We start from the raw sequence: 23381 nt of genomic DNA on the forward strand, positions 1-23381 counted from the left end.
AAAGATGCCTCCGATTGACACCGCTTTGATCGTTCTTGCAGGGATCGCCCTGTTTGCGGCCTTCGTGAACGGTGCGCTTGGCTATGGATTTTCGTCCCTAACCGTGCCGGTCGCGCTCGTTTTCTATGCCAACCGCGTGCTCAATCCGGCTTTGGTCCTGATCGAAGTCTTCGTGAACGTGTACGTTCTCTTTATCAATCGAGCCGGCGTTCCAGCTGTCTGGAAGCGCGTGTTTCCCATCCTCATCGGCATGCTGCCTGGCATCGCGGTCGGAGCCTATGCGCTTTCCCTGGTTCAGCCCGTCTGGATCAAACTCGCCACCTACTCGCTTATCCTGCCTCTTATTCTATTGCAGGCAGCCGGCTGGCGGAGGCCCATTCAACTACGCTGGCTGGTTGGCCTGCCCTTTGGAGCGACCCTGGGAATCCTGTACTCGTTGACAACCATTTCAGGCCCCCCTTTGGCGATGTTGTTCAACAATCAGGGTCTGGTCAAAGACGAGTTTCGAGCCGGCCTGGCGCTGGTTCGGGTAACCGAGTCCTGCCTGACTGCGCTCGCTTACTACTATCTCGGCCTCTTCATCGCAGAAAGCACCGCCATTTTGCCGGTGCTAGCTGTTTGTGCCACCGTTGGTATTCCGCTTGGCGCCTTTTTCATCCACCGGATGGATCCCGAGACATTTCGCCGGATATGCATGAGCTTTGATGCCTGGGTCGTGGGATTCGGTCTCTCGCGCGTGTTGATCGAGCTCAACCTGGCGGCAAGCCCATGGGCATATAGCGTGATGGCGGGTACGATCCTGATAGACGTCTATTTGTTGTACGTCTTTTTCAGCTCCCCCAAAGCGGCCTCGCGCGGCTCAAGAATTCCTGCGGGTTTGGCAGCCCGTTCTTCATCCGCGCTGAGGCACTGAAGCCCTGTCGCTGGATACGACTGGCCCGCGCGGACCAGTTTGCATCGATGTCCAATTTCAGTCGTAGGGTGGGCAAAGCGAAAGCGTGCCCACCACCTTTTTCAATCGGAGACAGATGGTGGGCACGGCGCAAGGGGCGCCTCTGCCCACCCCAGGGGCATCCCGGCCGTTATTCCGCCGTCCAGCCGCCGTCGATCGACAGATTCGTGCCGGTAATCTGCGCGGCATCGTCGCTGCACAGGAACAGCGCGAGCGCTGCGACCTGCTCCGACGTCACGAACTCCTTGGTCGGCTGCGCGTCGAGCAGCACGTCGTTGATGACCTGCTCGCGCGTGAGGTTGCGCGCCTTCATCGTATCCGGGATCTGCTTTTCCACCAGCGGCGTCCAGACATAGCCGGGGCTGATGCAGTTGCAGGTGATCTTGTGGGTTGCGACCTCCAGCGCCACGGTCTTGGTCAGGCCGGCGATGCCATGCTTGGCCGAGACGTAAGCCGACTTGAAGGGCGAGGCGACCAGCGAGTGCGCCGAGGCGGTATTGATGATGCGGCCCCAGCCCTTCTTCTTCATGCCGGGAACGGCGGCGCGGATGGCATGGAAGGCCGAGGACAGGTTGATCGCGATGATCTGGTCCCATTTCTCCGGCGGGAATTCCTCGATCGGCGAGACGAACTGGATGCCGGCATTGTTGACGAGAATGTCGACCGAGCCGAACGACTTTTCGCCGAGCGCGATCATCCCGGCGATCTCGGCCGGCTTGCTCATGTCCGCCGGCGAATAGACCGCCTTCACGCCGAAATCGGATTCGATCTTGGCGCGCTCCTTCTCGATGTCCTCGGGCGAGCCGAAACCGTTGATGACGACATTGGCGCCGGCAGCCGCGAACGCGCGCGCATAAGCAAGGCCAATGCCGCTGGTCGAACCTGTTACGACGGCGTTCTTGCCTGAGAGAGTACCCATATTATTCACTCCTTTTTGCCGGGGGCGCGGTGACGTCCCCCGTGAGATCGTAAGTCACCATGGTCTCGCCGGACTGCGGCTTCTCCAGCCAGTCCTTGTGGCGCATCGACAGATGCACGTCGCGCACGCCGCTTTCCCAGTGCTCGACCATGGCGACATGCGAGAAGTCGTAGTCCTTGGACGAGGATTCGTAGTTCTTGCTGCGATAGATCAGGTGCACCACCGTGACAGTGCTCTCACGGGAGACCTTCGCGAGGAACTCGACGGACGGGTCGTTCTTGAGATAATCGGGCAATTTGGCAATCAGCTCGCGCGCCGCCCTGCGGGCGTTGTGCAACTGCTTGTTCTTGTCGGTGTTCATTCGCGTGCGGCTGGAGAAGCGGATGTCCTTCTCGCGCTCGGTCGCCTCGAGCAGCGAATTCGGCAGATCGCCGCGGGCGCTGAACAGATCGACCTGGAAGATCAGCATGTCGCGATCAACCTCGGCATCGAGCACGAAGTCGAGCGGCGTGTTGGAGGCGATGCCGCCGTCCCAATAATGCTCGCCGTCGATCACGACCGACGGAAATCCCGGCGGCAGCGCGCCCGAGGCCATGATGTGCTCGGGGCCGATGAGCTTGCCGAGCTTCTTGAACTCGTAATTGTCGAAATATTTGAAGTTGCCGGAGGTGACGCCGACGGCGCCGACCGACAGCCGCGTCTTCAGATCGTTGATGCGATCGAAGTCGACGAGACGCTCCAGCGTCTTCCTCAGCGGCGCGGTGTCGTAATAGCTCTCGGCCTGGGGACTGCCCGGCGGCCAGAGCGGCGCGGGCGGGACGCGCGGCGTGAAGAAGCCGGGCACGCCGAAGGTCGCGATCAGCGCGGCACTGGTGGAATTAAACAGCTCGCGGCTGTGGTCGCTCTTGCCGATCGGTTTCCACGGCACCGGCGCGGAGACCATCTCCCAGAATTCCTTGAGCCGCTTGACGCGGGTGTGGCCCTCGTTGCCGGCGATGATGGCGGCATTGACCGCGCCAATCGAGATGCCGGCGACCCATTCGGGCTCGAAGTCGAAATGGCACAGCGCCTGATAGGCGCCGGCTTGATAGGAGCCGAGCGCGCCGCCGCCCTGGAGGACCAGGACGCGCTGCGCCTTCGCGGGGACTGTTGCGACTTCCGGGCTATGATCGGTCATAGGGGGATATTAGCAAATAATCGCAAAACGCGAGCCACCGTGGCGACAGTCTAGCGCGACGTCAATGCACCCGGGATCAAGTCTGGCTTATCGGGGATCGGTCGACGCCAGGATCATGGTCCAGAACACCTTGTACTTGGTGCCCGGAGCATAGCTCGCCGCGATGCCTAATTTTGTGACACCGCTCTTGAGCATGTTGGCGCGATGCGGAGGCGAGTCGCGCCAGCCTGAAAACGCTTCCGCCAACGTATGATAGCCGGCCGAGATGTTCTCGACCGCAACGGTGGCCGGATAGCCCCCGGCGTTGAGCCGCTTACCCAGGGGCGCGCGGACGTCATGGTCCATCTTGTTGGCCGCAGCCATGGCGGCCGACTGGGATTCGGCGAGCCGCATCAATTCGGGGTCGATCTCGACGCTGCCGAGGCCGTTGTTCTGGCGATATTGCGAGATCATGATCGCCGCGGCCGGCGCGTCGAGCTTGGCGCCCGGGACCGACATGTCGGTATACATCGACGGCTGCTGGATCGGCGCCTCATTGCCGGCGCAGCCGGCGAGAAGCAAAATGAGAAGGATCGCGGCCGCAGCGCGCATGTTCAGGGGCCCCCAAATGAAGGGGCGTTGTTGCATACCAACAATGGCTGAAAGGTGAATTTTGAGGAAAATCGCAGTCGTCATTCCGGGGCGATGCGAAGCATCGAACTATGGTGCGCAAATTGCGCACCTGAGAATCTCGAGATTCCGGGTTCAGTGCTGCGCACTGCCCCGGAATGACGGGCGCCTCAACCCGCAAAGATGCGGTAGCGGCGGGGCTCGAGGCCAACGGTGTCGCCGGCGCGCAGTCCCCGGTCGCGGGGGGCGTCGATCTCGATGGTCTCACCGCCTGAGAGCGTGACCTCGGCCCGCTGCACCGGGCCGAAATTGCGGACGTGCTGGACCGCGCCTTCGAAGGCGCCCGAGCCGGCCGGGCCGACCACCATGTCATGTCGCCGCACGAACAGCCTTGACGCGCCAGGCGCCAGCCCCTCCGCGGCGAGCTGCAGCGGGCTGTCGCCCAGCCTGACCACGCCCCCGTCGACTTGAACCGGCAACTCGATGGACTCGCCGATGAAGCTGTGCACGAAGGCGGTCGCCGGCGTCTCGTAGACATCGTCGGGCGAGCCGACCTGCTCGATCCTGCCCTTGTCCATGACGACGACGCGGTTGGCGACTTCGAGCGCCTCCTCCTGGTCGTGGGTGACGAAGATCGAGGTCACATGGATCTCATTGTGGAGCGAGCGCAGCCATTTGCGCAGCTCTTTGCGCACCTTCGCATCGAGCGCACCAAAGGGCTCGTCGAGCAAGAGAATGCGCGGCTCGATCGCGAGCGCGCGGGCGAGCGCGATGCGCTGGCGCTGGCCGCCGGAGAGCTGGCTCGGATAGCGGTCGGCGAGCCAGTCGAGCTGCACGAGATCGAGCAACTCTTTCACGCGCCTGCGGATGGTCGCCTCGTCCTTCCGGACCGCCCGCGGCTGGACGCGCAGGCCAAAGGCGACGTTCTCGAACACGCTCATGTGGCGGAACAGCGCGTAGTGCTGGAACACGAAGCCGACATGGCGCTCGCGCGCGCCCTGTGCCAGCGCGTCCTCGCCGTTGAAGGAGACCTCGCCGGCATCAGGCCAGTCCAGGCCGGCGATGATCCGCAGCAATGTGGTCTTGCCGGAGCCGGATGGGCCGAGCAGTGCGAGCAGCTCGCCGTCATTGACCTTGAGGTCGACGCCGTCAAGCGCAGCAAAGCTGCCGAACTTCTTGACGAGATTTTTGACTTCAATGGTCATGGACGTCGCGTCCTTCGTCGAGGTGACGTTCGAGGATGATCTTTGCGACCAGCGTGACCAGCGCCAGCATCGCCAGCAGCGAGGCGATCGCAAACGCAGCGACGAACTGGTACTCGTTGTAGAGGATCTCGACCAGCAGCGGCATGGTGTTGGTCTCGCCGCGAATATGGCCGGAGACGACAGAGACGGCGCCGAACTCGCCCATCGCGCGGGCATTGCAGAGCAGAACGCCGTAGAGCACGCCCCATTTGATGTTGGGCAGCGTGACGCGGAAGAAGGTCTGCAGGCCCGAGGCACCCAGCGAGATCGCGGCTTCCTCTTCCTGCGTGCCCTGCTCCTGCATCAAGGGGATCAGCGCGCGCGCCACGAAGGGAAAGGTCACGAAGGTGGTGGCGAGCGCGATGCCGGGCACCGCGAACAGGATCTGGATGTCGTGATCCCTGAGCCAGCCGCCGAAATAGCCCTGCGCGCCGAACAGCAGCACGAAGACGAGGCCGGAAATGACGGGGCTCACCGAGAACGGCAGGTCGATCAACGTGATCAGGACCGTCTTGCCGGGAAATTCGAACTTTGCCACCGCCCAGGCGGCGACCAGGCCGAAGACGAGATTGAGGCTGACCGAGATTGCGGCGACCGCCAGCGTCAGCTTGATCGCCGCCAGCGCCTCCGGCTCGGCAAGCGCCGCGAGATAGGCGAGAATTCCTTTCGCGAAGGCCTGCGCGAACACCACGACCAGCGGCAGCACGACGAAGACGGACAGGAACGCGATCGCCAGCGTAATGATGACGAGGCGCACCGCCTTGGGCTCGGTGCGGAGATCGTTGCGCGCTGCGGCCGCATGGGCGCGCGACTTCGCGTCGGGCGAGGACAGCGAAACATTATCGGCGATCTGCATCGTCATCGCATTTCGCCCTAGTGCACCGGAATCCGGTCCTGCGCCCAGCGCTGCAACCGGTTCACCGCGAAGATGATGACGAAGGAGACGACGAGCATGACCACCGCGATGGCGGTCGCATCGGCGTAGCGGAATTCGGAGAGACGGATCACGATCAAGAGCGGCGCGATCTCGGAGACATTGGGCAGATTGCCGGCGATGAAGATCACCGAGCCGTATTCGCCGACCGCGCGCGCAAAGGCGAGCGCGAGGCCTGTGAGCAGCGCCGGCGCGAGCGAGGGCAGGATCACGCGGATGATGGTCTGCCAGCGGCTGGCGCCAAGGCTGCCCGCGGCTTCCTCGATCTCGGGATCGAGATCCTGCAGCACCGGCTGGACCGTGCGCACCACGAAGGGAATGCCGATGAAGATCATGGCGACGAAGATGCCGAGCGGCGTGAACGCCACCTTGATGCCGAGCGCGGCAAGCGGCGCGCCGAGCCAGCCCTTCTCGGCAAACAGCGAGCTCAGCGCAACGCCGGCCACGGCCGTCGGCAGTGCAAACGGCACGTCAACGATGGCATCGAAGAGTCGCCGGCCCGGAAACCGATAACGCACCAGCGCCCAGACGATGATGCTGCCCATGACGAGATTGACGCAGGCCGCCGCAAACGCAAGCCCGAAGGAGACGCGCAGTGCGTTCAACGTGCGGCGGCTGGAGAGGATGGCCCAGAACTGATCGAAACTGAGCTCGGTGGACCTCAGAAACAGCCCGGCGAGCGGAATCAGGATGATGACGGACAGCCAGGAAAGCGTCAGTCCCATCGTGAGACCGAAACCCGGCAAAGTCCGGCGTCGTAAAGCGATTGCGCTCACAAGGCCCCCTGTCAAACCCCCTCCGACGGCGCCCGATCAGTTCTTGTAGATCTGATCGAAGACGCCGCCATCGGCAAAATGGTCTTTCTGCGCCTTGGTCCAACCACCAAAAACGTCGTCGATGGTGAATAGTTCGACCTTGGCGAAGGAATTTTCGTATTTCTTGGCAATTTCGGCGTCGCGCGGCCGGTAGAAGTTGCGCGCGGCGATCTCCTGACCTTCCTTTGTATACCAGAACTGGAGGTAGGCCTCGGCAACGCTGCGGGTGCCCTTCTTGTCGACGACCTTGTCGACCACCGCGACCGGCGGCTCCGCCAGGATGGATTGGCGCGGCGCGACGATCTCGAACTTCTCCGGGCCAAATTCCTTCAAGGCGAGGTAGGCTTCGTTCTCCCATGCGAGCAGCACGTCGCCGACACCACGCTCGACGAAAGTCACGGTCGAACCACGTGCGCCGGTGTCGAGCACCGGCACCTGCTGGTAGAGTTTGGCGATGAAATCCTTGGCCTTGTCGGCCGAGCCGAACTTCTTCTCGGCATAGCCCCACGCCGCGAGATAATTCCATCGCGCCCCGCCCGACGTCTTCGGGTTCGGCGTGATCACGGCGACGCCCGGCTTGATCAGGTCGTCCCAGTCCTTGATGGCTTTCGGATTGCCCTTGCGCACCAGGAACACGATCGTCGAGGTGTAGGGTGATGAATTCTGCGGCAGGCGCTTCTGCCAGTCTGCGGCGGTCAATCCCTTGGCCGCAATCGCGTCGATGTCGTAGGCGAGCGCGAGCGTCACCACGTCTGCCGGCAGGCCATCGATGACGCTCCGCGAGGACGCGCCCGAGCCATTATGCGACTGCTTGATCTCGACGCTCTTGCCGGTCTCCTTCTGATAGGCCGTCGCGAACGCCTTGTTGAAGTCGACATAAAGCTCGCGCGTCGGATCGTACGACACGTTCAGCAGATTGATGTCGGCGGCGAGAGCCGAGCTTGCCAAGAATCCCGTAACGAGCAGTCCTGCTGCGAGCGGAACGATACGGCGCATCATGTCCATCTCCATTCACATCGACGACAGCGGCGGCGTCGATGGCAGGCATAACTCGGGGCGAAACGCGCTTAAGTCAACGGAACCGGATTTTCTTGTTTGTAGAAAGGCAGCGTGCCTGTGCTACGAAGTCTTCATCGTATGGATGCCGCATTCTGTCTTGGCGCGGCCACGCCAGCGACCGGCGCGCTCGTCCTCGCCTTCGGCCGTTCTGCTCGTGCAAGGCATACACCCAACCGAGCGAAAACCCGACGCCGCAAGCGGGTGACGCGGCAATTTGGCGCGGACGAAGATCGCTTCCAGTTCCTCGCGCGAGACATTGGCGAACGGGTTGAACTTCAACCGCGCACCATCGTCCTCGACGACAGGAATATCGGCGCGCGCATTGCCCTGAAATCGCTTGCGGCCGTTGAGCCAGGCCGAGAACGGCTTGAGCGCACGCGCGAGCGGCTCGACTTTGCGGATACGACAGCAGGCATCGGGATCGGAGAACCAGAGATCGCGGTCCGGATCTTCGCGCGTCAGCGTCTCCTCGGCAGGCCTGATCGAGCGGACGTCTTTCAGGCCAAGCGTTTCGATCAGCGTGTCGCGATAGGCCAGCGTCTCCTCGAACAGCCAGCCGGTGTCGAGAAAGATCACGGGGATCGCCGGATCGACGTCCGCCATCACCTTCAGCAGCGTCGCCGATTCCGTGCCAAAGGACGACACCAGTGCGAGCTTGTCGCGCCCGACCGCCTTCAGCGCAGCCGCGATGACCTCCGCGGGCGAGGCATCGCGCAACGCACGATCGAGCTCCTCCGCCGAAGGCAGCGCGGACACGGACGAGACCTGAGGCGCGATGGCGTTCACGTGCCGACGCCCTCGGAGTGACGCAGCTGCATGCGCCGGTGCAAGGCCGTGATACGGCCATCGCCGGTCGGCTGGTAGAACACCGAGTAGCGCTTTGCGGTCTGCATGAAGGCTTCGGCGTCGGCCTGCTTTTTGACCTCGAAGGAATCGAAGCCGGCGCGCAGCATGAACACGAACTGGTCGCGCAGGATCTGGCCCGTCGCGCGCAGCTCGCCGCGATAATTGTAGCGCTCGCGCAGCAGCCGGGCCTGGCTGTAGGCGCGGCCGTCACGGAAGGTCGGGAACACCAGCGCAACGGCGGCGACCTTGCCGAGATACGGCACGAGTTCGTCAATATCGCGGTTGTTCGGCCAGATCACACCGACCTTGCCGGTGCGCTTGAGCAAGGCATCCGCCTCGGCAATGAAGCGCTCGGCCGGCACCAGGATGTCGCCGCCCTCGGGCAGCGGCGTGTCGACGGCCAGCTTGACGAAGCTGTCGTCGACGATTTTTCCGCCATTAACGAGTGGCATAGACGCGCTCCTTGAAGGGTTCGACGCCGAGGCGCTTCACGGTGTCCATGAACAGCTCTTCGGGCCGCTCGCGCAGCGCGAGATAGGCCTCCACGACGTCCTCGATGACATCGGCGACTTCGTCGAACTTGACGCCCGGGCCGATCAAGGTGCCGAGCGCAGCGTTCTCGTCGGCGCGGCCTCCGATGGTGATCTGGTAGACCTCCTCTCCGTTTTTCTCGACGCCGAGAATGCCGATATGGCCGACATGATGGTGGCCGCAGGCATTGATGCAGCCGGAGATGTTGATGTGCAGACGGCCGATCAGGTTGGCGAGCTCGTGGTTGGCGAACCGCCGCGTCAGCTCCTGCGCGATCGGGATCGAGCGCGCATTGGCCAGCGAGCAATAGTCCAGGCCCGGACAGGCGATGATGTCGGTGATCAGATTGACGTTGGGCGTGGCGAGGCCAAGCTTGTCGAGTGCCTTCCACAGTGCCGGCAGATCGCGCTTGGCGACGTGCGGCAGCGCCAAATTCTGTTCGTGGCCGACGCGGATCTCGCCGAACGAATATTTGTCGGCGAGATCGGCCAGCGCCTCCATCTGCTCCGCGGTCGCATCGCCTGGGGGCTTGCCGATTGGCTTCAGCGAGATGGTCACGATGGAATAGCCCTGCACCTTGTGCGGGGCCACCGAATTCTTGCGCCATGCCTCGAAGTCGGCGTCGGCCGCGGCCTGACGCAGTTCATCCGGCATGTGCGGCAGCTTCTCGTAATTCGGGTAGGAGAAGCGGGAGCGGATGTCCTCGATCACCTCGTCGTCGATCTGGAGCGAGGAATTGCGGATGTGCTGCCATTCCTCCTCGACCTCGCGCGAGAATTTCTCGATGCCGAGCTCGTGCACCAGGATCTTGATGCGCGCCTTGTAGATGTTGTCGCGGCGGCCGTACTGGTTGTAGACACGCAGGATAGCCTCGATATAGCTGAGGATATCGCGGCCATGCACGAAATGCTTGATGGTCTTGCCGATGAACGGCGTGCGGCCGAGACCGCCGCCGACCAGAACCTCGAAGCCGGTCTCGCCCTTCTCGTTCTTGATCAGCTTCAGACCGATGTCGTGGATCTTGATCGCGGCGCGGTCATGATCCGACGCGGTGATCGCGATCTTGAACTTGCGCGGCAGGAACGAGAACTCCGGATGCAGCGTGGTGTGCTGGCGGATCAGCTCCGACCAGATGCGGGGATCCTCGATCTCGCCGGGTGCGACACCGGCCCACTGGTCCGAGGTGACGTTGCGCATGTTGTTGCCGGAGGTCTGCATCGCATGGATGCCGACCTTGGCGAGATCTTCCAGCGCGTCCGGCAGCTCGGCGAGCTTGATCCAGTTGAACTGGATGTTCTGCCGGGTGGTGAAATGGCCGTAGCCGCGGTCATATTTGCGCGCAACATGGGCGAGCGCGCGCAGCTGGTTCGTCGCCAGCGTCCCGTAGGGAATCGCCACGCGGAACATGTAGGCGTGCAGTTGCAGATAGACGCCGTTCTGGAGGCGCAGGATCTTGAACTCGTCCTCGGTGAGCTCGCCCGAGAGGCGGCGCTTCACCTGGTCGCGGAACTCCGAGACGCGCTCGTTGACGAGCGTGCGGTCGATTTCGTCGTAAGCGTACATCAGCGAATGCCTTAAGCCTGGGCCGACTGACCGATGGTCACGCCGGTGCGGCGGATCTGTTCGCGCAGATTGCCGGGTTCGATCTTGCCGTCTGCGCCGACCTGCACCGGGGCGATATAGGCTCCCACGGCCCCGACGTCATCAGCCACGGATTCAGCAAGCAACGTTTTCGCCTCGTCGGAGTTGCGCACGATCGCGGCTTCCGAGAGGTCTGCGGACCAGCTCTTGGCGGCGGTGCGGTAGACCACGATGCCGTCCCAGGTCCGGTTGGCGGTCACAACCGAGGGGCCGGCGATTTTGATCTTCTTCTGTTCAAGCGGGGAGGTCATTCGGCTGCATCCAATAGGTCAGAGATGATTTGCTTCGGGGTTTGACGACGAAGCGACCCGGCATGCCGGACCACGTCGCCGATGATGAGGATGGCGGGACCGCCATGGGTCTGCCGCACCAGCTCAGGCAGATCGCGCAGCATGCCGATCGCGCCTTGCGCGTCCGGCCGCGTGACACGGGCGAACACGCCGACCGGCGTCTCCGGCGAGCGGCCGGCGGCGAACAGGCCGGCGCGCACGGCAGGTGCCGCGGTCATGCCCATGTAAACAACGACGGTCATTTTGGCGTCGGTCAGCGTCGACCAGTCGACGGTCTCTGCATCGCGCGCCTTGTGCGCCGTGAGGAAGGTGATGCGGGTGGCTTCATGACGGTAAGTGAGCGGCACCTCGAAATCGGCAGCGCCGCCGAGGCCGGCGGTAATGCCGGGGATGATCGAATAGGCAACGCCCGCCGCGCGCAGCGCCTCCACCTCTTCGCCGCCGCGGCCGAATACGAAGGGATCACCGCCCTTCAGTCGCACCACGCGCTGACCGGCTTGCGCGGCCTCGATCATGCGCTTGTCGATGGCGTCCTGGCCGATGCCGGGCTTGCCGACGCGACGGCCGACCGCAACGCGCGTGGTATCACGACGAATGCGATCGAGAATCTCCCCCGAGACCAGCTCGTCGTGGAAGACGATGTCGGCATCCTGCAATGCGCGCAGCGCCTTGATGGTGAGAAGGTCAGGATCGCCAGGGCCGGCGCCGACCAGCGCAACCGAGCCTTCCGGCTTGTCGTCACGCGCAAAATCGGACGGATCGGAAATAGCCTTCAGCGCCGCGCCGGCCTCGCTGTTGCGGCCAGCCAGCACGGCTGCGCCGATCGGACCATCGATCACGCGCTCCCAGAAGCGGCGGCGCAGCGGAAACTCGGCGATGCGCTCGTTGATGGATTTGCGGAAGCCGCCGATGAACTCGGCGAGCTCGCCGATCCGCGCCGGCAGCAGCGCCTCGATCTTCTCGCGCACGCGCCGCGCCACCACCGGCGAGGTGCCGCCGGTGCCGATTGCGACCACGACATCGCCGCGATCGACGATGGCCGGGAAGATGAAGCTGGAATGTTCGAGGTCGTCCATGACGTTGACGGGCAGACCAAGCGATTTTGCCCGCGCCGACATCGCCACGCCAATATCGCCTGCGCCGGCGCAGACGATCGCAATGACACCGCCAAGATCAGATGCGAGCGGATCGCCGGAGGCGATCTCGATAGGCGCGGTGTCGTCGGAGTGCAGACCCAGATCGTGATTGCCGTCGATCGCGTACACACGGATGCGCGCGCCGGCAGCGGCGAGAACGCGCAGTTTTGCGCGCAAAAGCTCACCCGCGCCGATGAGACCCACCGGGCCGGCCTTGAGATCGAGGAACACCGGCAAGAACCGCATGCGATACTCGCTTCCCCCACATCCGGGGTTGACTGGAATTATTTTCTATATATGTGTCATTTCGAGCGTGCAAAGAGAAAATTTTTTCTTCTCTTCCGCACCGCAACTATAGAAAATTCGCCTCCAAACGCAAAGTGGCAGAGATGCATCTTCTCAAGACCGATTCCGGCACAGATGGGCTGAGCTTCGCAGCTTCCGTTTCCGAGCAAGTTCCGGTCGAGCAGACCGCCCCGAGCATGGACCATCTCGACCAGCTCGAAGCCCAGAGCATCTACATTTTCCGCGAGGCGTTTGCGCGTCTGAAAAAGATCGCCCTGCTATGGTCGCTCGGCAAGGATTCCAACGTGATGATCTGGCTGGCGCGGAAGGCGTTCTTCGGCCGCGTGCCGTTCCCGGCGCTCCACGTCGACACCGGCAAGAAGTTTCCGGAGATGTATCGCTTCCGCGATCACTACGGAAAGGAGTGGGAACTCGATCTGCGCGTCGAGCCTTGCCCGCCCATCGATGCCGTCGACCCAACGCTGCCGCCCGCCGCCCGTTCCGCCGCGCGCAAGACCGAAGGTCTCAAGATGGCGCTGGCCAAATACGGCTTTGACGGCCTGATCGCCGGCATTCGCCGCGACGAGGAAGCCACCCGCGCCAAGGAGCGCGTGTTCTCGCCGCGCGGCCTCGAAGGCAATTGGGACGTCCGCGACCAGCCGCCGGAGTTCTGGGACCATTTCAACGCCTCGCCGCCGCAGGGCGCGCATTTGCGCATCCATCCGATCCTGCATTGGACCGAGGCCGACATCTGGGCCTACACCAAGCGCGAGAACATCCCGATCATCCCGCTCTATCTGGCCAAGGACGGCAAGCGCTATCGCTCGCTGGGCGATCAGGACATCACCAATCCGGTCGCATCGTCAGCGTCGAACATCGACGAGATCCTGGCCGAGCTCGAACAGACCAAGGTGCCGGAGCGTGCCGGCCGCGCGCTCGACCACGAGACCGAGGACGCTTTCGAGCGCCTGCGCGTCGCCGGCTATCTCTGATTCAAGGACGCATCGCGGTCATGAACATGCTCGTCACCCCCACCTCGCCCGCCACGCCGAACGGGACCACGCGTCCGCAAGTGCGCATCGTCATCGTCGGCCATGTCGACCATGGCAAGTCGACGCTGGTCGGCCGCCTCCTGCATGAGACGGGCAGCCTGCCCGACGGCAAGCTTGAAATGCTCAAAGCCGTCAGCGCGCGGCGCGGCATGCCGTTCGAATGGTCGTTCCTGCTCGACGCGCTCCAGACCGAGCGCGACCAGGGCATCACCATCGACACCACGCAGATCCGCTTCCGCACCAATTCGCGCGACATCGTGCTGATCGACGCGCCCGGCCATGCCGAATTTCTGCGCAACATGATCACCGGCGCCTCGCAGGCCGACGGCGCGGTGCTGATCATCGATGCGCTCGAAGGCGTGCGCGACCAGACCCGCCGTCACGGCTATCTCCTGCACCTGCTCGGCGTGAAGCAGGTCGCAGTAGTCGTCAACAAGATGGACCGCGTCGACTTCTCCGCTGATCGCTTCAAGGAGATCAGCGACGAGATTTCCGCGCATCTCAACGGCCTCGGCGTGACGCCGACGGCGGTGATCCCGATCTCCGCGCGCGACGGCGACGGCGTTGCGGAGCGCACCGGCCGCATCGGCTGGTACAAGGGTCCGACCGTGGTCGAGGCGCTGGATCGGCTGGAGCCGGCGCGGCCGCTGGAAGCGTTGGCGCTGCGGATGCCGGTGCAGGCGATCTACAAGTTCGATGATCGCCGCATCGTGGCAGGCCGCATCGAATCCGGCAGCCTCATCGCAGGCGACGAAATCGTGATCATGCCGGCCGGCAAGATCGCCAGGATCAAGTCGGTCGAGAGCTGGCCCGTGACGCCGCTCGGCAGCCGCCAGGGGGCGGGCCGCTCGGTCGGCATCACGCTCGACCGCGAATTGTTCGTCGAGCGCGGCGATATCATCGCGCATGCGAGCACAGCCCCGCGCGAGACGCGGCGGCTTCGCGCGCGCATCTTCTGGCTGCACGACAAGCCGCTCGCCAAGGGCGATCAGCTCTTGGTGCGCTGCGGGCCGAAGGAAAGCCGCGCCACGGTCGTCGCCATCGAGAAGGCGGTCGATCCGGGCGAGCTCTCGAGCAGCGAGAACAAGGCGATCGGCCGCAACCATGTCGGCGAGATCGACATTTCTCTTTCGAATCCGATTGCAACCGATCCCTACACCGAGAATCCGCGCACCGGCCGTCTCGTGATCGAAGTCGCGGGGCGCATCGCCGGCGGTGGCCTGGTGCTGTCGGTCGATGCCGGCCAGCGCGCCGTGCCCGTCGATATCGTGCCGGTGGAATCGGCGCTCCGTCCCGACGAGCGCTCAGCGCGCTATCGCCACAACGGCGCCGTGGTCTGGCTTACGGGTCTGCCGGCCTCCGGCAAGTCGACGCTGGCAAAAGCACTGGAGCGGCGTTTGTTCACCAATGGCGGCTCGCCCATCCTGCTCGACGGCGACACGCTGCGCGCCGGGCTCAACGGCGATCTCGGCTTCTCCGCCGCTGATCGCAGTGAGAACATCCGCCGGCTTGCCGAGGTCGCGACGCATCTGGCGCGCAATGGCCATATCGCGATCGTCGCCGCCGTCTCCCCGTCGCGCGAGGACCGTGCCACCGCCCGCCGCATCGCCGACATCGCGTTCCGCGAAATCCACGTCGCGACACCGGCGCAAGTGTGCGAAGAGCGTGACCCCAAGGGCCACTACAAGAAGGCCCGCGCAGGTGCGCTGGCCTCCTTTACAGGCATCGGCAACGACTACGAGGCGCCGCAAGCCGCTGAGCTCGTGATCGACACGTCGAAGCGGACGGTTGCGGATGCCACGGATGAGATCGAGCAGATGCTGAAGTCGTCAGGCGTGCTGTTCGACGAAGTCGTGGACCTCGCCGCGAATATTTGAGCGGCCGATTGTCGCGCCACATCATCGGTGTCGTCCCGGCGAAGGCCGGGACCCATACCGCGTGATCTTCCGGTGGGGATGAGGTGCGAGTCCCGGACTCCTAATCGTCGCCAAATTTTCTCCCTGTGGTTATGGGTCCCGGCATCGCCGGGACGACACCGGGGAGAGATCGCGCCCATTACTTTGGCATTTGCCCCCTAGGTGCCGCCCTCACGGGCCCACACTCCGTCTTGACATTTTGACAGACGCTCAGGGGTCTTCTCACCGCCCCGATTTTGAGGCTAATAGGTCTCGAAAGCTGCCCCCTGTGGGCGCATTTTGCTGCTGCCGGGTCAAAAGCAGCCAAAAACAGCCATTTCCAACAAGAAAGCCCATCATGAAACGCGTCGACGCCCACGGATTGAAGATCGCCCCCGTCCTTTTCGATTTCATCGCCAAGGAAGCCGCACCGAAAACGGGGATCGCGCCGGATGCGTTCTGGGCCGGGGTGGCCGCGCTCATCAAGGAATTGGGGCCGAAGAACCGCTCGCTGCTGGCCTTTCGTGATCAGCTCCAGGCCAAGATCGACGAATGGCACCGCGCCCACAAAGGCAAGGCGTTCGCTCTCGATGCCTACACCGCTTTCCTCAAGGAGATCGGCTATCTCGTCCCCGAGCCGGCGACGCAGAAGGTCGAGACCGCCAATGTCGACGAGGAGATCGGCAAGATCTGCGGCCCGCAGCTGGTGGTGCCGCTCACCAATGCGCGCTACGCGCTGAACGCGGCGAATGCGCGCTGGGGCTCGCTCTATGACGCCTTCTACGGCACCGACGCGATCCCGCACGATCCGTCCGAAACCGGCAAGGGTTACAACAAGGCGCGCGGCGACAAGGTGATCGCCAAAGCCAAGGCGTTCCTCGATACCGCCGTACCGCTCGCAACCGGCAGCCACACCGATGTCACCGCCTATAGCGTCGTCGCCGGCCAGCTCGCGGTGAAGCTCAAGAGCGGCAACGCCACCGCGTTGAAGAACGCCGCGCAATTCGCCGGCTTCCAGGGCGATGCAGCGGCGCCTTCCGCCGTCCTGCTCGTCAACAACGGCCTGCATGTCGAGGTGACGATCAACCGTGGCAGCGCGATCGGCAAGGACGATCCGGCCGGTGTTGCCGACATGATCATGGAGGCCGCAGTCTCCACCATTCTCGACATGGAAGACTCGGTCGCCGCGGTCGACGCCGAAGACAAGGTGCTGGTCTACCGCAACACGCTCGGCCTGATGAATGGCACACTGTCCGCCGATTTCGAGAAGGGCGGCAAGACGCTGACGCGTTCGCTCAACGCCGATCGCAGCTACAAGACACCTGATGGCAAGGGCGAGGTGAAGCTGCATGGCCGCAGCCTGCTCCTGATGCGCAATTGCGGTCACCACATGTTCACCGACGCGGTGCTGGACGAGAACGGCGAAGAAGTGCCGGAAGGCCTGCTCGATGCCGCCGTCTCCGGGCTTCTTGCCATTCATGACTTGAAAGGCAACTCCAGGGTCAAGAACAGCCGCACGGGCTCGGCCTATATCGTCAAGCCGAAGATGCACGGCCCGGACGAGGTCTCGTTCACCTGCGAGATATTCGACCGAGTCGAGAAGATGTTGTCGCTGCCCGAGAACACGCTCAAAGTCGGCATCATGGACGAGGAGCGGCGCACCACCGTCAACCTCAAGGCCTGCATCCAGCGCGCCTCCAAGCGCATCATGTTCATCAACACCGGCTTCCTCGACCGCACCGGCGACGAGATTCACACCTCGATGGAAGCGGGTCCGATGATCCGCAAGAACGAGATGAAGGCGCAGGCCTGGATCAAGGCCTATGAGGATTGGAACGTCGACATGGGCCTGACCTGTGGCCTGCCCGGGCATGCCCAGATCGGCAAGGGCATGTGGGCCGCGCCCGACAAGATGGCAGACATGCTGGCGCAGAAGCTTGGCCATCCGCAGGCCGGCGCCACCACGGCGTGGGTGCCCTCGCCGACCGCCGCGACCCTGCACGCGCTGCACTACCACCAGGTCAATGTCATCGCGCGCCAGCAGGAGCTGACCAAGGGCGGCCCGCGCGCAAAGCTCTCGGACATTCTCACCATTCCGGTCTCGAAGTCGAACTGGGCGCCCGATGACGTCAAGCAGGAGATCGACAACAACTGCCAGGGCATTCTGGGCTACGTCGTACGCTGGATCGACCAGGGCGTCGGCTGCTCCAAGGTGCCCGACATTCACGATGTCGGCCTGATGGAAGACCGCGCCACCTTGCGCATCTCCAGCCAGCATCTCGCCAACTGGTTGCACCAGGGCGTCATCACCGAGGCGCAGGTGATGGAATCGCTGAAGCGCATGGCCGTCGTCGTCGACAAGCAGAACGCGGGCGATCCGATCTACAAGCCGATGGCGCCCGCCTTCGACGGCGTCGCCTTCAAGGCCGCCTGCGACCTCATCTTCAAGGGGCGCGAGCAGCCGAACGGCTACACCGAATACATCCTCACCGCGCGCCGCCGCGAGGCCAAGGCGCTTGGCTAAGAGGCGCTTGGCTGAGAAGGCGCTGGGCTGAGGCCGTTTGTTCGAACGTTGAAAGCCCCGACGTGAGCCGGGGCTTTTTTGTTGCGCACCCGTAGCCCGGATGGAGCGAAGCGCAATCCGGGCTACAAACTGAGACCGCGCTAGAACACCGCGAGATATTTCAGCAGCGACACGATGCCGATGATGATGACGATGACACGCGCGATCTGTTTGGCGCGCCCGTCCATCGGCAGCATGTTGATGAGATAAAGCACGAGGATGACGACGAGGAATGTAACGAGGACGCCGACCAGCATTGCAAGCCCCCTTCAGGCCAGTTGTTAACGAGATCTAACGTCGAGGCTTCGCATCGGGTTCCATGCCGGAAACCCATGCATTCGACAGTGCTTTTCGGCTGAAAGGGGCGCGCCATACAGCAAAAATGACCTGCCAGCGGCCGTAATCCTGCGGTCGCGACCAAGTCTTTACGCTTTTATGGCCAAATGCCCGGAGACTGCCGCCGAGCGACGCGCAAATGCCCGCTCTGCGCCCCCGATTGAAGCCAGGGGCGCGGTGGAGTTCTTCACTGCCGGGGGGACGGGCGCCATGCTGAACCGCTTGACGGTATCTGCACTGCTGAGAAGCGTGATCCTGACCACGTCATGTTGCGTGGTCGTCGGGGCCTCGCTGATCGCCTGGGATTCCTGGCAGCGCCTCCAGATTGCCAACCGCATCGCCGTCATCGCTGACGCATCCGCCGACATGTTCAAGGCGATGGACCGGATGCGGGCCGATCGCTCCACGTCGAACCGGGTGCTCCACAACGATCAATCGCTGGATCCGGCGATCGAAAAATATCTGCGTGACCTGCACGACGTGGAGATGCCGGCAATGGCCCGTGCACGCGGTCTGCTCGGCAGCATCGACTTTACCGAGAAGCCGGCGCTGCTCTCCGAGTTCGACCGGCTGTTCGGCGCGCTCGGAGCTATGCAAAAGGAATTTTGGCAGGAGATCGCGAAGCCCAAGGCGTCGCGCCGCGTCGCTCTCGGCAAGGAATACATGGATACGGAAACCGCACTGGTCGTATTGCTCGACAAGGTATCCGGAATTCTCGCCGCCTCCATCAACCACCAGGACGCGGCCGTCGATCAGTTTCTGATCATCAAGCAGGCGGCCTGGCTGCTGCGAAACACGGCGGGCGACGCTTCGATTCTCGTTTCTAACGGTCTCGGCGCCGGAAAGGTCACTCCGGAGGCACGACTGTCCTACGTCAAGCTGGTCGGGGGTGTCGAGGCCGCCTGGAAGGGACTCGAGGTCTCAATCGGCGGCATGCAATTGCCGCCGGCGCTCTCGGACGCGATCGCCAAGAACAAGAGCGCTTATTTCGATCCGCAATATGTGGAGCTGCGCGATCGCCTGATGAATGCGCTGGCAGCGGGCGAAAAGCCCGAGATGGTGGCCAATGAATGGAGCCCGCTCAGCGTCGCGCGGCTGGGCGCCGCAGTCGGCGTGGCCGAGGCCGCGCTGGACGGGGCCAGCGAGCACATTTCAGCTCAGCGCGCTTCCGCGCTGCAGGCACTGACCCTGCAGCTGGTGCTGGTGCTCCTTGCGATCTGCCTCGCCGTCGGTCCGATGCTGGCTGTGAGCCGCCGTGTCATCAAGCCGCTGCATGACATGCGCGACGCCATGTTGAAGGTCGCGGGCGGCGATCTTTCGGTCGAGACGGGATACGAAGACAGGATGGATGAGATCGGCGCACTGGCCGGTGCACTGGAGACATTCAAGCAGCAGGCCACCGACAAGCTGGAGATCGAAGCCAAGGAACGCGAGCGCAACGCTGCGGCAGCGACCCGTCAGCGTACCATGGAGAGCCACATCGGCGAATTCGAAGGGCTCGTGCGCAAGGCACTCGATGAGCTCAGTGAAGCCTCCGGCCAGATGCGAAAAACCTCATCCGATCTCTCCGCAGTGTCGCGGCAGACCAATGATCGCGTTCGTTTCGCCGAGAAGGCTTCTGGAGATGCCTCGCTGAGCGTCGACAGTGTCGCTGCCGCGTCGGAGGAGCTGAGCTGCTCCATCAACGACATCAGCCAACAGGCAGCGCATGCCGCAGGCATCGCCAGCCGGGCCGTGTCTCAGGCGCAGCAGACCGACGGCACGGTGCAGGGACTTGCCCGATCAGCGAGCCGCATCGGCGAGGTCGTCGGCCTGATCAACACCATCGCGGCGCAGACCAACCTGCTGGCGCTCAACGCCACCATCGAGGCCGCGCGCGCCGGCGAAGCCGGCCGCGGCTTTGCGGTCGTCGCCTCCGAGGTGAAATCGCTGGCGAGCCAGACCGCGAAGGCGACGGACGAGATCTCCGAGCAGATCGCCGACATCCAGAAGGTTGCGGGGGATGCCGTCAACGCGATCCAGGCGATCGGCGGCATCATCGGCGAGGTCAACGAGGTCGCCACCGCGATCGCGGCCGCCGTGCAGCAGCAGGGCGCGGCGACTCAGGAGATCACGCGCAGCACCCAATATGCCGCGCAGGGCACCAAGAACGTCTCCGACACCATCTCCGGCGTGAAGGCCGACGCCGACACCGCGGCCGGTGCGGCTGACAACGTCAAGCAGGCCTCCGAATTGCTGGAGACCCAGAGCCGCCAGCTCGGCGATCAGGTCAGCGATTTCCTGGGCAAGATCCGGGCGGCGTAGGCTGTTCTACTCCTTCGCCACCACGGGCAGCTGGCGGAATTTTGCCCGTACGGACTCCGGCAGGGGCGAGAAATTCATCGCGACGCCGCGGCGGTCGTCGGCGTTGCGGTTGGCGATGACGAGGCCGTCGTTGCCCGCGACGATGTCGCCCTTGCGCAGGGTTGGGTCGTCCTCGATCTTGACCTGGGCAAGCCCGACAGGGTCCTTACCGTTGCAGGTACAGCCCGCGACAATCTCGTTGCGATAACGGAACGCGTTGGGCAGATCGGAATAGGATTTGCCTCTCTCCGTGGTGGCCTCGTCGATGCTGCTACCATAGACCAAGGACGTCTCTGAAGCCGGGCAAAAGCTCTTGCAGGATTGCGTCTTGCTCTCCGCATCATTGCCTTGCGCCGGGAAATAGCGGCCATCGCAGCCACGCACGCAATAGGCCGTGCCGCCGCCATAGGACGCGCGCTGGCGCGGCGCGTCATAGCGCGGCATGTCGGCATTCGGGAACGGCACGCGAATCTCCGGCGGCGGCCGCATGCGGAAGCCCCCGAACAGCGCCGAGAAGAAGTCCTCCGCATGCGCCGCGGGCGCGAGCGCAAGGCCAAGCGAAGCGACCGTGACGAACGCGGCGGCGCCCCCAGCGAGCTTGCTGATCGAACGTCTCATCATGTAACCTCACTCAACTCGTCAATCCACCGACGGCGGCGAGACGTTCAGCGCCTGGCGCCCGGAGGGTAGTGTCGTCACCGCCGGCCGCTTGCGGACGGGATCACCCCCGCGCGCCATCAACGGCGCATTCTTCGGCAGCACAACGACCTTGGTGCCGACGTTGACGCGGTTGAACAGGTCGGTGACATCCGCGTTGGTGAGGCGGATGCAGCCGGACGAGACGAACTTGCCGATCGTGGTTGGATCGTTGGTGCCGTGGATGCGATATTCGCTGGAGCCGAGATACATCGCGCGCGCGCCGAGCGGATTGCCCGGACCGCCGGCAACGAAGCGCGGCAGATAGGGCTGGCGCGCGATCATCTCCGCCGGCGGATGCCAATCCGGCCATTCGGCCTTGCGGCTGATGCTCTGCACGCCCGACCAGGTGAATCCCTCGCGGCCGACGCCGACGCCGTAGCGGATCGCGCGCCCGTTGCCGAGCACGTAATAGAGATAAGTGTCGGCGGTATCGATGACGATGGTGCCGGCGGGCTCATTGCGGTCGAAGCTCACGATTTGCCGGCGCAGCCGGTCGGGCAGCACTGCACCTTCGTCGGTGGCCTCGGGCGCCTCGCTGGCATAGTCCTGCGAATGCGTCTGGCCCAGGGGATAGGCCTGCGGCTGCATTGGCGCATAGCCTGACGTCTGCGCCTGAGCCGCGAATGGTACGGTCAGCAAGGCTGTCGCGAAGGCACAAGCGGTAACGACGCGCGGCGCGAAGCTGCGGCGGACGACGGAGAACTTTGTCATGTGCTGCCCCGTTGGATGTGTGCATCTGGGTGATGCTGCTGGCCGATAAACGCGGGAGCGCCGGCTCAAGTTCCGCCGCTTTTGCGGCAGATGCGTCACAGTCAAGCGAGCTCAACTTCACGAAGCCGCGACGGAACCTCGGCACATGGCGCGCGTTCTCCTGTGAGCAATGGGCGCGCGGAGGCTTCCGTGCGGGGAGAGATATATTGTGCGCGTCCTTCCCAGTGAACGTCTGATCTCCGGCAACGACGAGGGTTCTCCGCTTCCTGACAGCCATCTCGAGCTGCCGCCGGTGATCCGCCGTACCGAGTTCGTCGCCTTTGCGCTCGCCGGCTTGCTTTTGATCGCCGTCGTCGCCGTGCTCTATGTCGCCAAGGCGTTCTTCCTGCCTGTCGTGATGGCCATGGTCGCCGGCACCATGCTGTCGCCCGCCGCCACCTTCCTGGAAAGGCGGCGCGTGCCGCGCGCCATCGGCGCCGTCCTCATCGTCATTGCGGTCACCGCGATGGTCGCGTTCGTGGTCGCACTGATCGCTGCACCCGCCATGGAATGGAGCTCGCGCTTGCCGGAGCTGGGAGCGCAGCTGAAGGACAAGCTGCATGTCTTCGACCGGCCGCTGGCGCTCTGGAGTGAGCTGCAAGCCATGGTCGGCGGCTCGGAGGGACTGCCAAGCTTCCAGATTCCCAAATTCGAATGGGTGCAGCCGACGCTGGAATTCCTGTCGCCGACTTTCGCCGAATTCCTGCTGTTCTTCGCCACCCTGATCCTGTTCATCGCGAGCTGGGGAGATTTGCGGCGCGCCTTGATCATGACATTCGGTGAGCGCGACGCGCGGCTGCGCACCTTGCGAATCCTCAACGAGATCGAGGTCCATCTCGGCAACTACCTGCTGACTGTGACCGTCATCAATATCGGCGTCGGGATCGCCACAGGCATCGTGTGCGCGGTCACCAGAATGCCAAATCCGGCCGGGCTTGGTGCGCTTGCGGCTGCGCTCAACTTCATTCCCATCATTGGTCCGGTTGCAATGTTCGCCATATTGGCCATCGTCGGTGTCCTGGCGTTCCCGACCATCGGCGGCGGCCTGGCTGCGGCGATCGCCTTCGGCGGTATCACCTTCCTGGAAGGGCACTTCGTCACGCCGACCATCATCGGCCGCAGGCTGGCACTGAATGCGCTGGCGGTCTTCGTCGCCCTCGCCTTCTGGACCTGGCTGTGGGGACCGATGGGCGCCTTCCTGTCATCTCCGCTGCTAATCGTCGGGTTGATCCTGAAGGAGCATCTGTTGCCGGAGGACGCACCCCAGCTCCCGCCGGAGTGACGGCCGCCGCAAACGGAACTTCC

General features: G+C 63.8%; 21 protein-coding genes. 6 read left to right on the forward strand and 15 right to left on the reverse strand.

All coding sequences use genetic code 11. The features are described 5' to 3' along the window. Positions 1–4: 4 nt before the first annotated feature. Positions 5–913: a sulfite exporter TauE/SafE family protein gene (locus AOQ71_RS40835; protein WP_057759365.1), complete on the forward strand. Its 909-nt coding sequence runs from the start codon at positions 5–7 to the stop codon at positions 911–913. Between the two features lie 169 nt (positions 914–1082). Here the strand turns inward: AOQ71_RS40835 and AOQ71_RS40840 are convergent, their stop codons facing one another. From AOQ71_RS40840 to cysG, 12 genes are all read right to left on the reverse strand, one after another. Then, on the reverse strand, positions 1083–1871 hold the full coding sequence (locus AOQ71_RS40840) for a 3-hydroxybutyrate dehydrogenase (RefSeq protein WP_057759367.1): 789 nt from the start codon (positions 1869–1871) through the stop codon (positions 1083–1085). Between the two features lies 1 nt (position 1872). Beyond that, entirely contained in the window at positions 1873–3048 is a 1176-nt protein-coding gene (locus AOQ71_RS40845; RefSeq protein WP_057759369.1) for a DUF3734 domain-containing protein, read from the reverse strand. Between the two features lie 87 nt (positions 3049–3135). Beyond that, entirely contained in the window at positions 3136–3639 is a 504-nt protein-coding gene (locus tag AOQ71_RS40850; RefSeq protein ID WP_057759371.1) for a CAP domain-containing protein, read from the reverse strand. A 188-nt stretch (positions 3640–3827) separates the two neighbouring features. After that, on the reverse strand, positions 3828–4862 hold the full coding sequence (locus AOQ71_RS40855; protein WP_057759373.1) for a sulfate/molybdate ABC transporter ATP-binding protein: 1035 nt from the start codon (positions 4860–4862) through the stop codon (positions 3828–3830). Next, positions 4852–5763 (reverse strand): sulfate ABC transporter permease subunit CysW, encoded by a 912-nt coding sequence (cysW, locus tag AOQ71_RS40860; protein WP_057759375.1) that lies wholly within the window; start codon positions 5761–5763, stop codon positions 4852–4854. The genes AOQ71_RS40855 and cysW overlap by 11 nt, the downstream gene beginning before the upstream one ends. An 11-nt stretch (positions 5764–5774) precedes the next feature. Beyond that, positions 5775–6611: a sulfate ABC transporter permease subunit CysT gene (gene cysT, locus AOQ71_RS40865; protein WP_083514865.1), complete on the reverse strand. Its 837-nt coding sequence runs from the start codon at positions 6609–6611 to the stop codon at positions 5775–5777. Between the two features lie 36 nt (positions 6612–6647). After that, complete coding sequence (locus AOQ71_RS40870) at positions 6648–7649, reverse strand: sulfate ABC transporter substrate-binding protein (protein WP_057759898.1); 1002 nt, start codon at positions 7647–7649, stop codon at positions 6648–6650. Positions 7650–7769: 120 nt separating this feature from the next. Then, the gene (locus AOQ71_RS40875) at positions 7770–8495 is read right to left on the reverse strand and encodes a phosphoadenylyl-sulfate reductase (RefSeq protein WP_057759379.1); all 726 of its coding nucleotides are present in this window, start codon (positions 8493–8495) and stop codon (positions 7770–7772) included. Beyond that, entirely contained in the window at positions 8492–9007 is a 516-nt protein-coding gene (locus tag AOQ71_RS40880; protein WP_057759381.1) for a DUF934 domain-containing protein, read from the reverse strand. The genes AOQ71_RS40875 and AOQ71_RS40880 overlap by 4 nt, the downstream gene beginning before the upstream one ends. Next, positions 8994–10649, reverse strand: a complete 1656-nt coding sequence (locus tag AOQ71_RS40885; protein ID WP_057759383.1) for a nitrite/sulfite reductase — start codon at positions 10647–10649, stop codon at positions 8994–8996. The genes AOQ71_RS40880 and AOQ71_RS40885 overlap by 14 nt, the downstream gene beginning before the upstream one ends. 11 nt (positions 10650–10660) lie before the next feature. After that, on the reverse strand, positions 10661–10978 hold the full coding sequence (locus AOQ71_RS40890; RefSeq protein ID WP_057759385.1) for a DUF2849 domain-containing protein: 318 nt from the start codon (positions 10976–10978) through the stop codon (positions 10661–10663). Further along, positions 10975–12399, reverse strand: a complete 1425-nt coding sequence (gene cysG / locus AOQ71_RS40895; protein WP_057759386.1) for a siroheme synthase CysG — start codon at positions 12397–12399, stop codon at positions 10975–10977. The genes AOQ71_RS40890 and cysG overlap by 4 nt, the downstream gene beginning before the upstream one ends. A gap of 236 nt (positions 12400–12635) precedes the next feature. On the opposite strand from cysG, the gene cysD reads away from it, so the two are divergent. The 3 genes from cysD to AOQ71_RS40910 all read left to right on the forward strand — a co-directional run bounded on the left by cysD (position 12636) and on the right by AOQ71_RS40910 (position 17909). Beyond that, positions 12636–13430, forward strand: coding sequence for a sulfate adenylyltransferase subunit CysD (gene cysD / locus AOQ71_RS40900; RefSeq protein ID WP_057759901.1), 795 nt, complete (start codon positions 12636–12638; stop codon positions 13428–13430). Between the two features lie 20 nt (positions 13431–13450). After that, positions 13451–15367, forward strand: a complete 1917-nt coding sequence (gene cysC, locus AOQ71_RS40905; RefSeq protein ID WP_057759389.1) for an adenylyl-sulfate kinase — start codon at positions 13451–13453, stop codon at positions 15365–15367. A gap of 376 nt (positions 15368–15743) precedes the next feature. Then, positions 15744–17909: a malate synthase G gene (locus tag AOQ71_RS40910; protein ID WP_057759391.1), complete on the forward strand. Its 2166-nt coding sequence runs from the start codon at positions 15744–15746 to the stop codon at positions 17907–17909. Between the two features lie 140 nt (positions 17910–18049). On the opposite strand, the gene AOQ71_RS46550 is transcribed toward AOQ71_RS40910, so the two are convergent. After that, on the reverse strand, positions 18050–18205 hold the full coding sequence (locus tag AOQ71_RS46550) for a Thivi_2564 family membrane protein (protein ID WP_008546817.1): 156 nt from the start codon (positions 18203–18205) through the stop codon (positions 18050–18052). A gap of 289 nt (positions 18206–18494) precedes the next feature. Between AOQ71_RS46550 and AOQ71_RS40915 the strand changes: the two genes are divergently transcribed. After that, on the forward strand, positions 18495–20588 hold the full coding sequence (locus tag AOQ71_RS40915) for a methyl-accepting chemotaxis protein (RefSeq protein ID WP_057759904.1): 2094 nt from the start codon (positions 18495–18497) through the stop codon (positions 20586–20588). Positions 20589–20594: 6 nt separating this feature from the next. Here the strand turns inward: AOQ71_RS40915 and AOQ71_RS40920 are convergent, their stop codons facing one another. Beyond that, a complete protein-coding gene (locus AOQ71_RS40920) occupies positions 20595–21248 on the reverse strand; it encodes a DUF2865 domain-containing protein (RefSeq protein WP_057759393.1) in 654 nt (217 codons plus the stop codon). Between the two features lie 18 nt (positions 21249–21266). Further along, a complete protein-coding gene (locus AOQ71_RS40925; protein ID WP_057759395.1) occupies positions 21267–22037 on the reverse strand; it encodes a L,D-transpeptidase in 771 nt (256 codons plus the stop codon). Positions 22038–22245: 208 nt separating this feature from the next. On the opposite strand from AOQ71_RS40925, the gene AOQ71_RS40930 reads away from it, so the two are divergent. Continuing rightward, the gene (locus AOQ71_RS40930) at positions 22246–23358 is read left to right on the forward strand and encodes an AI-2E family transporter (protein ID WP_057759398.1); all 1113 of its coding nucleotides are present in this window, start codon (positions 22246–22248) and stop codon (positions 23356–23358) included. Positions 23359–23381: the final 23 nt, after the last annotated feature.

The sequence above is a fragment of the Bradyrhizobium manausense genome, from assembly GCF_001440035.1.
GTDB classification, from domain to species: Bacteria; Pseudomonadota; Alphaproteobacteria; order Rhizobiales; family Xanthobacteraceae; genus Bradyrhizobium; species Bradyrhizobium manausense.

Bases quoted from the DNA above. Each gene is read 5' to 3' on its own strand.
- AOQ71_RS40835 (WP_057759365.1), top strand. From the start codon at position 5: ATGCCTCCGATTGACACCGCTTTGATCGTTCTTGCAGGGATCGCCCTG.
- AOQ71_RS40840 (WP_057759367.1), bottom strand. From the start codon at position 1,871: ATGGGTACTCTCTCAGGCAAGAACGCCGTCGTAACAGGTTCGACCAGC.
- AOQ71_RS40845 (WP_057759369.1), bottom strand. From the start codon at position 3,048: ATGACCGATCATAGCCCGGAAGTCGCAACAGTCCCCGCGAAGGCGCAG.
- AOQ71_RS40850 (WP_057759371.1), bottom strand. From the start codon at position 3,639: ATGCGCGCTGCGGCCGCGATCCTTCTCATTTTGCTTCTCGCCGGCTGC.
- AOQ71_RS40855 (WP_057759373.1), bottom strand. From the start codon at position 4,862: ATGACCATTGAAGTCAAAAATCTCGTCAAGAAGTTCGGCAGCTTTGCT.
- cysW (WP_057759375.1), bottom strand. From the start codon at position 5,763: ATGACGATGCAGATCGCCGATAATGTTTCGCTGTCCTCGCCCGACGCG.
- AOQ71_RS40870 (WP_057759898.1), bottom strand. From the start codon at position 7,649: ATGATGCGCCGTATCGTTCCGCTCGCAGCAGGACTGCTCGTTACGGGA.
- AOQ71_RS40880 (WP_057759381.1), bottom strand. From the start codon at position 9,007: ATGCCACTCGTTAATGGCGGAAAAATCGTCGACGACAGCTTCGTCAAG.
- AOQ71_RS40885 (WP_057759383.1), bottom strand. From the start codon at position 10,649: ATGTACGCTTACGACGAAATCGACCGCACGCTCGTCAACGAGCGCGTC.
- AOQ71_RS40890 (WP_057759385.1), bottom strand. From the start codon at position 10,978: ATGACCTCCCCGCTTGAACAGAAGAAGATCAAAATCGCCGGCCCCTCG.
- cysG (WP_057759386.1), bottom strand. From the start codon at position 12,399: ATGCGGTTCTTGCCGGTGTTCCTCGATCTCAAGGCCGGCCCGGTGGGT.
- cysD (WP_057759901.1), top strand. From the start codon at position 12,636: ATGGACCATCTCGACCAGCTCGAAGCCCAGAGCATCTACATTTTCCGC.
- cysC (WP_057759389.1), top strand. From the start codon at position 13,451: ATGAACATGCTCGTCACCCCCACCTCGCCCGCCACGCCGAACGGGACC.
- AOQ71_RS40910 (WP_057759391.1), top strand. From the start codon at position 15,744: ATGAAACGCGTCGACGCCCACGGATTGAAGATCGCCCCCGTCCTTTTC.
- AOQ71_RS46550 (WP_008546817.1), bottom strand. From the start codon at position 18,205: ATGCTGGTCGGCGTCCTCGTTACATTCCTCGTCGTCATCCTCGTGCTT.
- AOQ71_RS40915 (WP_057759904.1), top strand. From the start codon at position 18,495: ATGCTGAACCGCTTGACGGTATCTGCACTGCTGAGAAGCGTGATCCTG.
- AOQ71_RS40920 (WP_057759393.1), bottom strand. From the start codon at position 21,248: ATGATGAGACGTTCGATCAGCAAGCTCGCTGGGGGCGCCGCCGCGTTC.
- AOQ71_RS40925 (WP_057759395.1), bottom strand. From the start codon at position 22,037: ATGACAAAGTTCTCCGTCGTCCGCCGCAGCTTCGCGCCGCGCGTCGTT.